At 44.9% G+C, this 15,109-nt stretch carries 14 protein-coding genes and 1 tRNA gene; 4 read left to right on the top strand and 11 right to left on the bottom strand.

All coding sequences use genetic code 11. The features are described 5' to 3' along the window. Window positions 1–67 precede the first annotated feature (67 nt). Window positions 68–144, bottom strand: a tRNA-Ile gene (locus tag C1X04_RS03620). A 176-nt stretch (window positions 145–320) separates the two neighbouring features. After that, on the bottom strand, window positions 321–839 hold the full coding sequence (locus C1X04_RS03615; RefSeq protein ID WP_137169201.1) for an isochorismatase family protein: 519 nt from the start codon (window positions 837–839) through the stop codon (window positions 321–323). A gap of 112 nt (window positions 840–951) precedes the next feature. Here C1X04_RS03615 and C1X04_RS03610 point away from each other — a divergent pair, with 112 nt between their 5' ends. Next, on the top strand, window positions 952–1,896 hold the full coding sequence (locus tag C1X04_RS03610) for a GlxA family transcriptional regulator (protein ID WP_137169200.1): 945 nt from the start codon (window positions 952–954) through the stop codon (window positions 1,894–1,896). A gap of 86 nt (window positions 1,897–1,982) precedes the next feature. Here C1X04_RS03610 and C1X04_RS03605 read toward each other — a convergent pair whose 3' ends face one another. Both C1X04_RS03605 and C1X04_RS03600 read right to left on the bottom strand, forming a co-directional pair. Then, a complete protein-coding gene (locus C1X04_RS03605; protein WP_137169199.1) occupies window positions 1,983–2,312 on the bottom strand; it encodes a DHCW motif cupin fold protein in 330 nt (109 codons plus the stop codon). 116 nt (window positions 2,313–2,428) lie between these two features. Continuing rightward, window positions 2,429–3,166, bottom strand: a complete 738-nt coding sequence (locus tag C1X04_RS03600) for a GntR family transcriptional regulator (RefSeq protein WP_137169198.1) — start codon at window positions 3,164–3,166, stop codon at window positions 2,429–2,431. A 167-nt stretch (window positions 3,167–3,333) separates the two neighbouring features. On the opposite strand from C1X04_RS03600, the gene C1X04_RS03595 reads away from it, so the two are divergent. From C1X04_RS03595 to C1X04_RS03585, 3 genes are all read left to right on the top strand, one after another. Then, window positions 3,334–4,158 carry an amidohydrolase gene (locus C1X04_RS03595; protein WP_137169197.1) on the top strand — a complete coding sequence of 275 codons (825 nt, stop codon included), beginning with the start codon at window positions 3,334–3,336 and terminating at the stop codon, window positions 4,156–4,158. Between the two features lie 39 nt (window positions 4,159–4,197). Further along, on the top strand, window positions 4,198–5,496 hold the full coding sequence (locus C1X04_RS03590; protein WP_137169196.1) for an SLC13 family permease: 1,299 nt from the start codon (window positions 4,198–4,200) through the stop codon (window positions 5,494–5,496). 73 nt (window positions 5,497–5,569) lie between these two features. Then, window positions 5,570–7,465, top strand: coding sequence for a methyl-accepting chemotaxis protein (locus C1X04_RS03585; RefSeq protein ID WP_137169195.1), 1,896 nt, complete (start codon window positions 5,570–5,572; stop codon window positions 7,463–7,465). Between the two features lie 144 nt (window positions 7,466–7,609). On the opposite strand, the gene C1X04_RS03580 is transcribed toward C1X04_RS03585, so the two are convergent. From C1X04_RS03580 to C1X04_RS03550, 7 genes are all read right to left on the bottom strand, one after another. After that, window positions 7,610–8,089, bottom strand: coding sequence for a GNAT family N-acetyltransferase (locus C1X04_RS03580; protein ID WP_245927030.1), 480 nt, complete (start codon window positions 8,087–8,089; stop codon window positions 7,610–7,612). 79 nt (window positions 8,090–8,168) lie between these two features. Beyond that, complete coding sequence (locus tag C1X04_RS03575) at window positions 8,169–9,080, bottom strand: response regulator transcription factor (RefSeq protein WP_110575141.1); 912 nt, start codon at window positions 9,078–9,080, stop codon at window positions 8,169–8,171. Window positions 9,081–9,107: 27 nt separating this feature from the next. Then, window positions 9,108–12,545, bottom strand: coding sequence for an ATP-binding protein (locus tag C1X04_RS03570; RefSeq protein WP_137169194.1), 3,438 nt, complete (start codon window positions 12,543–12,545; stop codon window positions 9,108–9,110). 39 nt (window positions 12,546–12,584) lie between these two features. Next, a complete protein-coding gene (locus tag C1X04_RS03565) occupies window positions 12,585–13,169 on the bottom strand; it encodes a HupE/UreJ family protein (protein ID WP_137169193.1) in 585 nt (194 codons plus the stop codon). 57 nt (window positions 13,170–13,226) lie between these two features. Then, the gene (gene ureG, locus C1X04_RS03560) at window positions 13,227–13,868 is read right to left on the bottom strand and encodes an urease accessory protein UreG (protein WP_137169192.1); all 642 of its coding nucleotides are present in this window, start codon (window positions 13,866–13,868) and stop codon (window positions 13,227–13,229) included. A 134-nt stretch (window positions 13,869–14,002) separates the two neighbouring features. Next, window positions 14,003–14,680 carry an urease accessory protein UreF gene (locus tag C1X04_RS03555; protein WP_175404889.1) on the bottom strand — a complete coding sequence of 226 codons (678 nt, stop codon included), beginning with the start codon at window positions 14,678–14,680 and terminating at the stop codon, window positions 14,003–14,005. Beyond that, complete coding sequence (locus C1X04_RS03550; RefSeq protein ID WP_137169191.1) at window positions 14,661–15,104, bottom strand: urease accessory protein UreE; 444 nt, start codon at window positions 15,102–15,104, stop codon at window positions 14,661–14,663. The genes C1X04_RS03555 and C1X04_RS03550 overlap by 20 nt, the downstream gene beginning before the upstream one ends. Window positions 15,105–15,109: the final 5 nt, after the last annotated feature.

Genomic DNA, 15,109 nt, shown 5'->3' with positions numbered 1-15,109 from the left:
GAGGGTGTTCCGAGAAATAAAAAAGCCCCGACTGTTAGCAAACACTAACTGCCGAGGCTTCGATATATGGTGGGCCTGCCCAGACTTGAACTGGGGACCTGCCGATTATGAGTCGGATGCTCTAACCAACTGAGCTACAGGCCCTAAAAGCGTTGCAGATTATAGCGACATGCTCGCCGCTTGCCAAGAAGTCGATGCAATTTATGTGTAATAAATCTTCGAAAGTAGTTGATTAACAGGCTATTTTTCAACCAACCTCTTACACAGCCCTCTTATTTTCTGCCTTTCAACGCTTTCTCATTCTCGTTAAAAGTTCCCACCTAAACTCGCTCAAAAGCGTGCTGAATGTCGGTATAGGTCACTTTAGCCTTAATCGCCTCTAAAGCGATTAGGTGCAATAGTTGTTCACGGGTAGTACAAGCATCAGGCAATATGCTGACTTGATAAAGATAGGCCGCATCCGAGATGGCGGTATGAGTCACACAGTTTTGCGTCATCATGCCGCAGATGACTAAACGATCAACTTCCAATTCTTCTAACACTTGCGTTAGGTTGGTGTCCTGAAACGCATCGGCGTTTTTTTTCGTGATCACTGGTGCATCGGGTGCCGCTTCAAGAATCGCTTGATGAAGTTTTGCCCCTTCGCTGCCTTCAGCAAATAATGGTGACTCGCTTGCAGCCACATGTTGCACAAGGATCACAGCGGCATCTTGCTCTTTCGCGGCTTGAATGGCGTTGATTATTTCTTTCAGGGCTTCATCGGCATTCCATAGAGGAAAGCTACCATTAGTGAAGTAGTCGTTTTGTGGGTCGATGACTAATAATGCAGTGCGGCTCATTGTTAACTCCTATAGGGTTGCGTTTAAAACGTTAGCATCGCAAAACAATAGATTCCATCACAGTGTCAAATTTGACATATTAGGAGGCATAAATGACAAGCAGGATAAAACCTTGAAACATTATCAAATCGCTGTGCTTGCTTATCCCCACTCCCTTTTGTCGGCTGTTTATGGTTTTGCAGAAACCTTCGAACTAGCCAATGAAGCCTGCAAAACAACGGGGTTAGAAGTTCGTATTACTACGCATATTTTACACATGGCAGACCTGCAGGCAGGATTAGACACGCAATCGCACTATCACGCGGTTTTGTTACCCCCAACTCTAAACAAAGCCAGCTACAGTGTGAAAAACACCATCATCAATAATTTTTTAATCGCACAACATCAACGTGGAGCCATACTTTGCAGCGCCTGTGCTGGCGCGTTCTTTTTGGCTTACTCAGGCCTAACAGAAAAACGCCAGATGACAACACACTGGGCATTGGAGGCATTGTTCAAGGAACGCTTCCCAGAACAAGCGATAGATACGTCGAAGATTTTGATCAATCAAGGCGATATCATCAGTGCCGGCGGAATGATGTCTTGGATGGATCTGGCGCTGGAATTAGTACAAGCTCTGACAAATGCTCATATCGTTCGCCAGCTTAGCAAAACCTTGGTAATCGATACTGGCAAAAGAGAGCAACGCTACTACCAACAGTTTCAGCCTAATTTCGACCATGGCGATGCCGCTATTCTAGCTGTTCAACATTATTTACAAGGCCATTTTGCCGAACTAAAAAGCACCGAAAGCATGGCCGCTTTCGCCAAACTCACACCAAGAACATTTTTAAGACACTTTGCTAAATGCACAGGGTTAAACCCAAATGAATATCTACAACGTATCCGCATTCAAGCTGCTTGCGATGCGTTAGAGCAAACAACGCTGCCGTTCGAGAGTATCGCGTTGCAGGTAGGATATGAAGATGTGGGAAGTTGCCGTAAAACCTTTCAAAAAATAATGGGATTAACGCCCAGTGCTTTTCGCAAACGTTTTGTTTCTTCCTTAACCCGCTAATCGAGCCAATACAGTGAACAACGCAAAAAGCAAAACCACAGGATGATTTTGCTTTTTATTAATCATTACTATGGAATCGACGCAACTCAATCGACAATAAATAGCGTTGCCCCTTCCGAGGTGGATGAACGATGCGGCTCAGCATCATCCGCCACTTGATAGCTCATGCCTGCGGATAAAACAAAAGTACGACCGTCTTTTAATACCGTTTTCAGCTCGCCACTCATGCAAAAAAGAATGTGTCCTTTGGTACACCAATGATCTGCTAAATAACCCGCAGAATAAGTCACGATTCTCACTCGAATATCGCCGAACTGCTTAGTCTGCCAATAGGCAAAACCGCTCTCGCCCTTGTGGGTCGTTTTTTCCACACCTTGCCAGTCTGTTACGCCAAAGGGTAAATCTGTAATCTTCATAACGGCGCCTTAAAATCCTTCTTCTAATAAGAACAATACCGCTCTATTTGAGCGACATAACATGATGAAGTAGTAAGCGTTAGCTGATGAATAAGGTCAAGTACTATATTGAATGTTTAAGCGATCTCTATTTGATAACAAAAGGTCTCTGCCGAACCATGAGAAATCCGGTATTCCAGAGGCGTTTTATCGTAACCATAAGCCACTCGTTCAATAACAGCAACAGGGCTATTTTCAACCGTATTTAAAGCTTTAGCAATGCCCGTGCTAGCCGAGGCTATTGTTAAGGTTTCTTTCGCCGAAGCAATAAGCTGTCCACATTGTTGCTCATAAAATGGGTATAGCAAATTGCCAAATTCAGACAATTCTAAATCGATCAAACTGGAAAAAAGTGCCGCTGGCAGCCAAATTTCTTCCGTTAATACCACTCGATCTTCTAATAAACGCAAGCGATCAAGACAAATAGCCTTGTCATTAATATTTATTTTTAAGGCATCAGCGGCCTGCTGTGGTGGATTTTTGAAGGTTCGGGATAGCAATTGACTTTCTGGCATTACAAAACGCCCATCAGAAGACATTTGACGGAAGAAGCGAAACAAAGAGGCATTAAAATCAGGACGACGCACAAAAGTGCCACGACCTTGACTACGATAGAGCAAGCCATCGTTAACTAGGGTATCTACCGCCTTACGAATAGTGCCAATAGCCACTCCATAACTTTTTGTTAGTTCACTTTCCGTTGGAATTGGCACATCCGGTAACCAAACTCCAGAACTAATATTGTCTAGCAATTCATCACGTACCTGTTGATACAGCGGCAATCTATGATCCCGCCCATGCTTAAACAGCGCCATTTTCTTCTCTCTTTAGTAAATTTCACCATTCTAATCCCAGTGCAGCGAAGCGTCTATGCTTGTTGACTTAATACTCATATAAACATATATTCATCTATATGAATTACAAAAGTATACATTCATCCTTACACCAATAAATTTAAAAACATACAGGTAAAGGTTTTTTAATGATTTCCGACACCAATCTGCCAGTAACAGGCATCGACACACATGCGCATATTTTTCGCACTGATTTGCCTATGACAGCTGAACGCAGGTACGCGCCAGACTATAATGCGCTGCCTGAAGACTTCCTAACGCATTTAGCAGGTCATCGTATTTCTCATGGTATATTGGTTCAGCCCAGTTTTTTAGGCACTGACAACAGTTTTATGTTGCAAGCATTACGTCAACACCCTGAAAAACTAAAAGGCATTGCTGTTGTTGATCCCACTATTAGCGATAGTGAATTGGATACGTTAGATGCTAATGGAGTGGTTGGTATTCGCCTCAACTTAATTAAAAAGCCGTTAGAGAATTACACCTCCCCCCTTTGGCAAACTTTTTTAGGTAAATTAGCTACGCGTAAATGGGTCGTGGAGATCCAGCGCGAAATCGATGATTTAGCGACTTTTTTACCAGCTATTCTAAAGTCCGGTGTCGAAGTGATCATTGATCATTTTGCTCGTACAGATGAAGGAATAGACCCATCGACCCCTACCCATCAAGAATTTTTAGATTTATTGAGCAGTGGCGCGCCAATCTGGACAAAAGTGTCGGCGGCCTACCGCTGCAATGCCGACATAGAACAAGCAAAAGAAATGCTAGCAATCCTGCGTTCAGCCTATGGTCATTCAAACTACTTTTTATGGGGCAGTGATTGGCCAAACACACAATTTGAAGCGCAGACCAATTACAAAGAACAATACGATTTTATGGAAGCTTTACTGCCCAGTATGGATGAGCGGAATAAAGTACTGGTTACTAACCCAAGCAAACTATTTAAGTTTTAACCGCCAACCAAATAAGAACTGTAAAAGAGAAGCATAAAAATGAGTCTACTTGTTGTTGGAGCAATCCTACTATCCATCATCCTTGGTTATAAAACCCGTATTAATATTGGTCTTTTCGCTATCGCTTTTGCCTATTTAATCGGCAGTTTTGCGCTTGGACTAAGCCCTAACGACATTATTAAAATGTGGCCACTGAAAATCTTCTTCATCATTTTTTCGGTATCATTGTTTTACAGTTTTGCCATTATCAATGGCACGTTAGAAAAGCTAGCAGAGCATCTTATGTATCGTTGCCGCCGCTTTCCTCATTTGTTGCCATACGCCATTTACATCACAACAACTATCATTTCTGCGCTTGGAGCAGGCTACTACACAGTTTTAGCTTTTATGGCTCCTATCACGCTATTACTTTGCCAACGAACTGGTATGAGCATGGTGATTGGCTCTATGTCGGTTGGTTACGGCGCATTAACCGGCGCGAATTTCATGTCCAGCCAAAGCGGCATTATCTTCCGCGGCATCATGGCCAGCGCTGGTGTTACCGAAAACCAAGCCTTCATAAACTCTATTGGCATTTTCTTAAGCACGGCTATTATTCCTTTAATTGTGATTACCGCATTGGTGTTCTTCACTAAGCACCGTGCTAATGTCGCCAAAAATGACTTCCAAGTAGAACGCCCTACGCCGTTCAATAAAGAGCAAGCACAAACCTTAACTCTCACTCTTATCATGATGGGCTTAGTGCTACTTGCACCCATTTCGCATCTTCTATTGCCTGATAATGAGACGATTACCTTTATAAATTCCAAGATGAACATAGGCCTAATCGCCAGCGTGTTCTCTGTTATCGCTTTATTATTGAAACTTGGAGACGAGCGTAAAGCCATTGCCTCTGTGCCTTGGTCGACGCTTATTATGATCTGTGGCGTAGGGATGTTGATTTCGGTAGCAATAAAAGCTGGCACAATCAATGACCTTGCCTCTTGGATTGGCACTTCAATCCCAGCCGCTTTGGTGCCCGTTGTATTCGGTATTGTTGCTGCTTTCATGTCCCTTTTTGCCAGTACATTGGGCGTGGTTACGCCAGCGCTTTTCCCAATCGTACCGTCAATTGCACAAAGTCTGTCATTGGATCCGATGATGCTATTCATCTGTATCGTAGTCGGTGCTCAGGCCACAGCCATATCGCCTTTCTCTTCTGGAGGAAGTTTGATTCTAGGCGCTTGCCCAACAGAAGAAAGTCGAACAAAACTGTTCCCTCAACTTCTGTTCCGCGCTGCCCCACTGGGTTTTGCTGCGGCCCTACTCTTTAATTTGCTAATCACTTTTGTGCTTTAGTAACGAATAACCTCTTTGGGCGTATGCATCACTATGGTGCTGCGCCTTTTTTTATATATATGGAGATACCCTCATGACTCTTTCTTTGCGCACGCGGATACTGAGTGTCAGCATTCTTGCTGTTGTTATCACAACAGCATATCTAGTCACAGAAACGACCCTTTCTCTGACGCAGCAAATGCGCAACTCTTTACTAAAAGACATTCGCCATTTTTCTAAAGCCTATGGTGACAATACTAGTGAATGGTTAAATAGCCGAAAAGACATTGCGGCTTCTCTTGCTAGCACGCTAGAACGAGCACCTGAGCAATTACCTTACATCGCGATTAAACAAGCTTATGACAGTGGTAATTTTGCCTTAACCTATTACGGTAATAATGATGGCAAAATGTATCGTCAAGACCCTACGTTAGACGCGAAACGCCCGGGTTACGACCCTCGCCAAAAGAGCTGGTATCAAGAAGCAATGAGCATGGGCCAACCAAGTATTCTTGGCCCAAATCTAAGCTCTACGACCAAAGAATTGGTTATCATCTTAACGAATCCTGTCACAAAGAATGGCCAAAACTTTGGTACGGTCGGCGCAAATCTAAGTTTGGATCAATTGTCTAAACAGGTTGCTGAGCTTGAGATTCCAGGTTCTGGCTCTGCCATGATGGTCGCATCCAACAACGACATTATTGCCCATGCTGACAAAGACATGGTGATGAAAAAAGCCGAATCTATTTCCTCTATTTTCGCACCTCGTGCGCTGTCCAAACTTGCAAAAGAAGATAGGCTAGCCGAAGAAACATTAAATGACCGAGAGGTTTTTGCTTACGCTCAGAATATCCCTAATACAGATTGGACATTAGTCTTCACCATGGACAAAAGTGAACTAATGGCGCCAGTTTATAAAGTATTGGTTCGTCAAATCATCACTGCATTGGTTCTTCTCGTAGCATTTAGCTGTTTATTGTATTGGTTATTCAAAATGATATTTAGTGACTTAACGCGCGTCTCTAAAGCCCTACAAGATATATCTAAAGGCAAAGGCGATTTACGCGCTCGCATAGAAGTAAAACGTGACGATGAAATTGGTGTCTTAGCACAAGGCTTTAATGACTTTGTGGGTCACATGCATGGCGTGGTTGAACGCTTAAAAGTACTTTCTAAAGACGTCGCGAACGAAGCTCAAAATGTGTCTAACTCATCGACTCAAAGCGCCTCTCGTGTTGCCACTCAACAACAAGAAATCGACATGGTCGCTTCTGCTGTTACTCAAATGGCAGCAGCAACTCACGAGATCGCAGGCAACGCAGAACAAACTGCCAAAGCAGCGGGACATTCGGTTGAATTGGGCCATAAAGGCAGCGCTCAAGTGCAGAAAAGCCGTAACTCTACTCATCAACTTGCCAACGAAGTAAGCCTTGCTACTGAACAGATTTCTGAATTAGATAATCATGCTCAGCAGATAAGCGGCATTCTATCGACTATTACAGGCATTGCAGAACAAACCAACTTGCTAGCCCTTAATGCCGCGATTGAAGCGGCTCGTGCCGGCGAACATGGCCGAGGTTTTGCCGTGGTTGCTGACGAAGTACGTACGCTTTCTCAACGTACTCACGCTTCGACCGAAGAAATTCAAAAAATGATTGAGCTACTACAAGAGCAAACATCAAAAGCGGTTACTTCAATGCAAAACAGCAGCGCCAAAGCACAAACCAGTGTTGCGGATGCTGATGCAGCGACAGAGAGCCTAGAAGAAATTGCCAATGCCATCATCAGCATTTCAGACATGGCGACGCAAATTGCTACCGCTGCAGAAGAGCAAACAGCTGTGACCAATGAAATCAGCCAAAACAGCGAGACCATTCGCCAAGTAGCGGCCGATTTAGCCGATGAAAGTAAGACAGGTGTAGAACAATCGAAACGACTTAGCCAACTTGCCAAGCAAGTAGACAACGAAGTCGGCCAGTTCCAGATCTAAGCAGCTTTTCTTCAAGAGGATAACTTGTAGGTCGAGCCTTTAGGCCGACAAAAAACTTGTGACGACAAATCACGTTTTATCGGGCTGACGCCACGACCTACAAAACTCTATATAATTCAATTGGTTAATCAACTAATAGATACCTTACTTTAAGTCATCAACATTCGTCAGCACCCAAGCACTATTATGTTGAGTAAAACCAATTTTAGGGTAGTAATCCACGGCCAGAGGAGCTGACAATAGAATCAAGGAACATTTAGGTTGTAAGGCTTCCTTGGTCATTCGGATCAGCGTTTTACCAATGCCCGACGCCTGAACAGATTCGTCCACCGCCAAGTCCGATAAGTAACAACAAAAGGCAAAATCCGTCACTGAACGCGCCACGCCGACCAAGGCCTCGCCTTGCCATGCCGTAATCAATAAATTAGCATTTTCCAACATAGCCTCTATTGTTACAGTCTCATCGATAGGACGACGCGCGCCCAATGTCGTTTTTGCCAGCAACTCAACAAACTGCTTAGCCGTTATAGCCTGATTCACCTTGTAAACAACGGGAAGCGATAACTCGATGGATTTCTCAATAGACATTAGAACACCTTCTTCGATGCGGTAAAATGGCAGCATAGAGTAATCTGTGCGTTTATAAAATAAGTAAATGCTTACCTAAAGTTAAGCCTAAACAATAGCAAACACCCTACCAAAACTATCGATCTGCCGATAAAATTCGCAAAGCCACACCTGCAGCGGAGGTCCGATTTTCAACACCAAGCTTAGGGAAAATTTGCTCTAGGTGTTTGTTGACTGTACGCGGGCTCATCTCTAGGATTTCGGCGATTTCTCGATTGGTTTTACCATTGGCGATCCAGTGCAATACTTCGGACTCGCGATCAGTTAGATCCAGTTCTTTCTTTAATAATGCAGGGCCTGTCGGTTTATCACCATCTTCCAATCTTAGAAGCACTTCTTTTTGCTCAGTAATTCCCATCATTTTCAACGCCAAAGGGTATTCCAAGCCGCTGAGTTTCAAGACGTTTCCGACCACGGGGTGATGAGCTAACCAAAGTCGTATTTGTAGGGCTAATTCCGTATTTTGCCATTCACTGCTGGCGCGAGCTTTGGCAAGCAAGGCGTAGGTTTGTGGCGTCGCCCAAGCAATTTCGCCTGCGTAAGTCGTTGTCATCAAATATTGCCCCATGCTATCAAGAGCCGATTGCGCGTTATTGCTTAAACGAGCATTAGACAAGTGCACGCGCATGCGAGCAATTAGCTCATTGGGTTGAATTGGCTTAGTGAGATAATCCACACCACCCGCTTCTAAGCCACGCACAATATCATCGGTATCGCTCAACCCCGTCATAAAAATAACCGGAATCGACGCCAAACTTTGGTCGGCTTTAAGCGCTCGACAAGTTTCAAAACCATCCATGTTCGGCATAAGGGCATCGAGCAAAATAATGTCAGGACGAATCCGTCGGGCGATGGTTAAAGCCTGCTTTCCCTCAAGGGCGACAAGCACATCCATATTAGCTGTTTCCAAGGTGTCATGAATCAGGCTCAACGCATCTGGTGAGTCGTCAACCACTAATACAATGTCACTTTTACTACTCGGATTCATAATTAGATTTCTCACTTACACCACGGATTAAACATGACTTTTTTGTATATATTGGGCAATCGCATCGAACTGAAAACTTTGATACAAACTTTCTAAGTGCTGCAAATGATTCGGAGCGATTACGTCTGTTTTAGCCAATTGATCCAGCACACCACGCACGCCCTTTTTATAACCCATTTCTGCGAACGCCATTAGTTCACGCACACTTTCATGGTCTGGAATGGTCGGTTCATCTAACACTTTTTGCTCTTGCTCTTCGCTGCTTCCTGAAAGCTTCTGAATGACAGTCGGTGCTAAGGTGTCTAATTCTGTTTCTTGATAAACCCAATCAAGCACCAACCAATGTTTAATCGCATCCAACAAGGCGCTGTTATTAACCGGTTTGACTAAATACTGATTAAACGCCGCTTGCTCATCAGGCTTACGCTGATTCTCTTTGGCATCAGCAGACAACATAATAATTGGCGCACTATAAGCTTGATCACGTAGCAACTTAGCTAAACTCAACCCATCCATACCGGGCATGGAGACATCTAATACGAATAAATCTGGCGAGCAAGAATCCAGCTCATCCAAGCAAGCTTCAGCGTCGGAGGCTTCCAGAACATTAAAGCCCAGCGGCACCAGAATATCCGACAACAAACCACGTACCACTGGGTCATCGTCCACTACCATCAGAGTGCGCTGATAACCTCGGTAACTCACGATGCGTTTATATTCATAAGCAGAGCCGTCTCCTTGACTGACCCAAGGCAACATCAGACTAACGCGAAACTCACTGCCCTCGCCGACCACTGAGCGCGCCTGCAAATCACCGCCCATAATTTCCGTCAACAGCTTCACTATGGTCAAGCCCAAGCCTGTGCCGGGTAAATTGCCAGTGCTAATGTCGCGGACTCGCTCGAAGGGATCAAAAATACGTTTTAGATGTCCTTCTTTAATACCAACACCTGTATCGCGAATCACAAACTCCGCCACTTGGTTGCGATAATTCACTTCAAACAAAACCGAGCCTTTTGGTGTGTATTTCACCGCATTTGATAACAGATTGATCAAGATTTGCCGCAAACGCTTTTCGTCTGTCACCACGTGTTGAGGCAAAGGGGCGAGAATTTTAGATTGCAGTTGAATACCTTTGTCACGAGCCTGCATAGAAAACATGCTGTTTAACTGATCGATCAATTTCGGCAGATCCACCGTATTGCGGTATAGATCAAAGCGCCCCGCTTCTATCTTCGAAATATCCAACAAACCTTCGATCAAATCCGCCAAATACAAACCACTACGATGAATGATATCCAAACCGTTCTGGTGCCCTGATGGCGTATTGGCTTTCTCGGACAAGAGTTGCGCATAACCAATAATAGATTGCAGCGGCGTGCGTAATTCGTGGCTAATACCAGTAAGATATCGGCTTTTTGCTTCGTTTGCCTGCTCGGCTTGCTCTTTTGCATTTTGTAATGCGCGATCCGTTTCTTGGTGAGCGTCAATCTCGCGAATCAGTTTTCGAGTTTGACGATTGGACTCTTTCTGAGCCACTAAACGGCTTTCATGAGCCAATACGAATAGCCATGACAACACACCAGAAACGATCAATAGCGTGAAGAATAAGGCCAACATAGTGTCTTTTAACAAAACCACTTCATTTGCTGAATTCGGTGCCATTTGTGTATAAATCAACATCATCAGTGCGGCATTGATAATATTGATTATTAGCAATAAGGAAGCAAAACGGCCAAAGCGAGAGCTCAGCGCTTTCACTAGTCTCTTGGGTAAAAACAACTTCAAAAAGTAATCACTTTGCTGTCCAATGCTTGCCTTCGGCTTGCAACTGTCTAAACATCGCACATCTAAAGAACAACACAAGGAACAAATAGGCTGCATATAGGCTGAGCAAAAACTCATATCTTCAGTTTCAAAAGCGTTCTCACAAATCCCACAAGTTAGAGTGACATATTTAGGGTTGCGTTGCTTTGCTAGCTCAATCATTGGAATCAGTTCAGGACTTTGGCGCGCAAGGTAATACTTCCCCTTGGTAAGCCAAGCAATCAACGGCACAAACACAAAGCAAGAACCCAGAGAAATAAAATGACACAAGCTTTTTGCGACTTCGCCAAAGACTCCTAAATAACTTATTAACCCTAATGTCGTCGCGATTAGCATTGATCCCGTTCCAACTGGGTTGATATCGTATAAATGCGCCCTCTTGAACTCCACATAATTGGGGCTTAATCCTAAGGGCTTGTTGATCAATAAATCCGCCGATAAGCTGCCTAACCAACTCACTGCCGCAATGGCAAACACGCCTAAAATAGCACTTAACGCTTGATAAATGCCTAACTCCATAAGCAATAGCGCAATAGTCACGTTAAAGACCAACCAAACCACGCGGCCCGGATGAGAATGAGTTAAACGTGAGAAAAAATTCGACCAAGCAATAGAACCCGCATACGCGTTAGTTAAATTGATTTTCATCTGACAGATAAAAACAAACACCGCTGCTAAAATCAGCGCAGTGGTCGGAGAGGTAGTTAAAAAGAAAAAGATTCGCTGATACAAGTAAGTTGGGTCTGTAGCTTGTATCGCAGAAGCACCATCGGAGATTGCCAAGTAGGCCAAAAATGAGCCCAACAGCATTTTGATGGCGCCAATAAACACCCAACCGGGACCGGCTAAAATTAACCAGAACCACCAGCGGCGACGATTTTGCTTACTCTTGATTGGAAAAAAACGTAGATAGTCGACCTGCTCACCAATCTGCGCCATCAAGGCAAATAACACAGACGCCGCCGAGCCAAATAATATCCAATCGAAATGCGTGCTTTGTGGTAAATCCACCGGCGCATATTGAGTCCAGCCTTCGAAGTTTTGGTATTCCTGCGTAACCACCACGCCGATAGCCGCCACTTGCAACACCAACCAAATCCATTGAGTACCGTTTTGAAAACGACTAATAGCCCGAATACCATGCGTCACGATGGGAATCACAAATATTGCTGAAAGCGCGTAACCCAAGGCCAAGGGAATGCCTAACAGAACTTCCATAGCAGAGGCCAAAATAGCCGCTTCAATGGCAAAGAATATAAAAGTGAAAGTCGCGTAAATCAGCGAGGTAATAGTCGATCCGAGATAACCAAAACCCGCGCCTCTGGTCAGTAAGTCTATATCTAAACCATGCTTGGCAGAATAATAGGCAATGGGAAAACCCGTTATAAAAAACACCGCCAACACAGTAAGAATGGCCGCCACCGCGTTGGTAAAACCATAAGCTAAAGTAATAACGGCTGCCAGACCTTCCAACGCCAAAAACGCCGTTGCACCGAGCGCAGTATGACCGACACGCTCGATGCTCATGGTATGACCTTGTTTGGAAGTGTAGCGCAAGGCATAGTCTTCCATCGTTTGGTCGGCGACCCATTTATTATAGTGGCGCCGTACTTTAAAGATCTTTTGTGCAGCCGTCATAGAGTCTCACGCTTAGGCCATAACATACCGCTCATAGGCTTATACAAGAGCAAGCACCAAGCCTGCAACAGCAATCACAGAACCACTAATACGCGTCGCCAAAGGCGTGCCGATTTTCGCCATTAACTGACCAAAACCAAGGCCAACCACATGCAAACAAGCCGTGGCCACAGCAAAGCCCAGCGCATATTGCAGACCATTGGCATTCAAAGGCATTTCCACACCGTGCGCAGCACCGTGGAATAGCGCAAAACCACCCGCAATCGCCACGCAAACCGCCGTTGGTAAACGCTTAGCAAGCAACACCAAAGCGCCCAAAACGATGACAGACAATAAAATACCCTGCTCAACAAATGCTAGATTCAAACCTGCCACGGCTAAACTGCCGCCCAGCAACATGGTTACAACAAACGCAGCCGGAATCGCCCACAAAGCGCGACCGCCCATGCTCGCGGCCCAAAGACCAATCGCCACCATCGCTAAAAGATGATCCAAACCACCCATTGGGTGAGCAAATCCCGTCATAAAGCTAGAAGCTTGTTCATGCCCCGGATGTGCCAGAACAGAACCTGACGCTAATACGCAGGCCGCTACCAACAAACCTTTTGTTTTCAATGCATTCATACTCTCTTTCTCCTAATACTGAATACTGCTCAACGTCGTTAAGAACGCTGTAGTCGTTTAAACGACGGCTTTCGCTGCTGGTATTTCTTTCGCTTCCAACATACCTTCCGACACAATAATCTGAATAATTTCATCCAAACCTTGGGCTTTTTTAAGATTTGAAAAAATAAACGGACGATCACCGCGTTGAATCTTGGCATCGTGTGCCATCACATCCAAAGACGCGCCAACCAAAGGGGCTAGGTCAGTTTTATTAATAATCAACAAATCGGACTTGGTAATACCTGGACCACCTTTTCGTGGAATTTTGTCACCAGCGGAGACATCGATCACATAAATCGTAAAATCGGATAACTCTGGACTAAAAGTCGCGCTCAGATTGTCGCCACCACTTTCCACAAACACCACATCCAATTCGCCATGGCGCTCTAATAGTTGGTCAATCGCCGCCAAGTTCATCGACGCGTCTTCACGAATCGCCGTATGTGGGCAACCGCCAGTCTCGACACCCAAGATACGATCGGCATCTAACGCCTCATGCTGAGTTAAGAACTTCGCATCTTCTTGGGTATAAATATCATTGGTCACCACGGCAATGTTGTAATGGTCTCGCATCGCGCTACATAAAGAACGCAGCAATGCCGTTTTGCCTGATCCTACTGGACCGCCCACACCAATTCGTAACGTTTGTTTTTTCATACTGGATTCCTTGTTCTTATCTAAATAATTAAATCTCTGCTGCTCTTAGCTCCTCCCTGCCAAGGGGGAGGTTGGGAGGGGGTCAAAAAGCCCTAGAACCCCACCCTAGCCCTCCCCTTCATAAGGGGAGGGAATTAAGAGCGAAACAGCCGCGAGTATTGTGTTTCGTGCTGAGCACTGGCAATGGCGATGGCAGGTAACCCAGCGCCAATGCGGTCTTCTTCAACGGTTAAAGACATGGCAATGGCCTGTCGAATGTCTTTCTGTAATTCACCTAACAACTCTTGTGCTTGAGTTTGCCCAAGGGGAACCAATTTGGTCGCGGCGGCGATTTGATTTTCTAACCAAGACCAAGCAAAACCCAACGACGCAAGATCAGATTTCAAATTCCAATGGCTCGCGGCAATGGCAAACAAGGTGACAAAACTCATTTCATCTAAACGCTTAAATGGTGTGTCTATTTGCAAGCTACCCAACAAGCGAAACAAAGCTTCACCCATGGCGGTGTCGTTTAAACGCAGTTCTTTGGTTTCTCGGCACGCAAGGATCAAATCATTCAGTTCGATTAAGCGTTCAGTATCCTGTTGTTTAGCTGCTGCCATGCAACGCTGCAAGACGGGCAAATCGACCCTCGCTACAGACTGTTGTAGTTGCAAACCGATCCAAGCGGACACTTCCGCTTTATTTTTCACCCAGCCTTGGTCGATGGCATATTCCATACCTTGTGAAAAGGCAAAACCGCCCACAGGTAAGCCGACGCTGCTTAATTGCAAAAGCCGCAATAAGCTGATGTCAGTGGTAACTATGTCCATGACTATAAGCTCCAGATTCTGGGACAAACACGGCTTCTTCATGAGTGACGATCAAACCAAGCATGTGCAACATGTCTTCTAAAACGTGATCAGGTTTAATGCGTAGCCAACGTTCGCCAATTTGGATTTTGGTGTGACGGTTGCCCAAGTGATAACAGGCTTTGGAAAAAGCTTCCCAATCGTCACAGCTGGCATGGGCAACGTCTTCTACTGCGCCAGTCACTTGAACGATCTTGCCGCATTCGGACTTTAAAAACTCTCCGACTAACAGTGGCTTACCACGCTCAAGGAAAACGCGAACCTCTTCCTTGTTATCGCCCACCAACTTTAAACGCCCACGATCACGCTGTTCATGAGTTAAGGTCACTGTGGTGTGGACTGGATCGTGACAATGAGTGCCTAATCTTTCGTAAATATCTAGCATGGTAT

Source organism: Marinomonas sp. FW-1 (genome assembly GCF_005222245.1).
GTDB lineage: Bacteria > Pseudomonadota > Gammaproteobacteria > Pseudomonadales > Marinomonadaceae > Marinomonas > Marinomonas alcarazii.
Note: the sequence above shows the minus strand (reverse complement) of the source record. Positions and strands in the feature narration are given on the sequence as shown.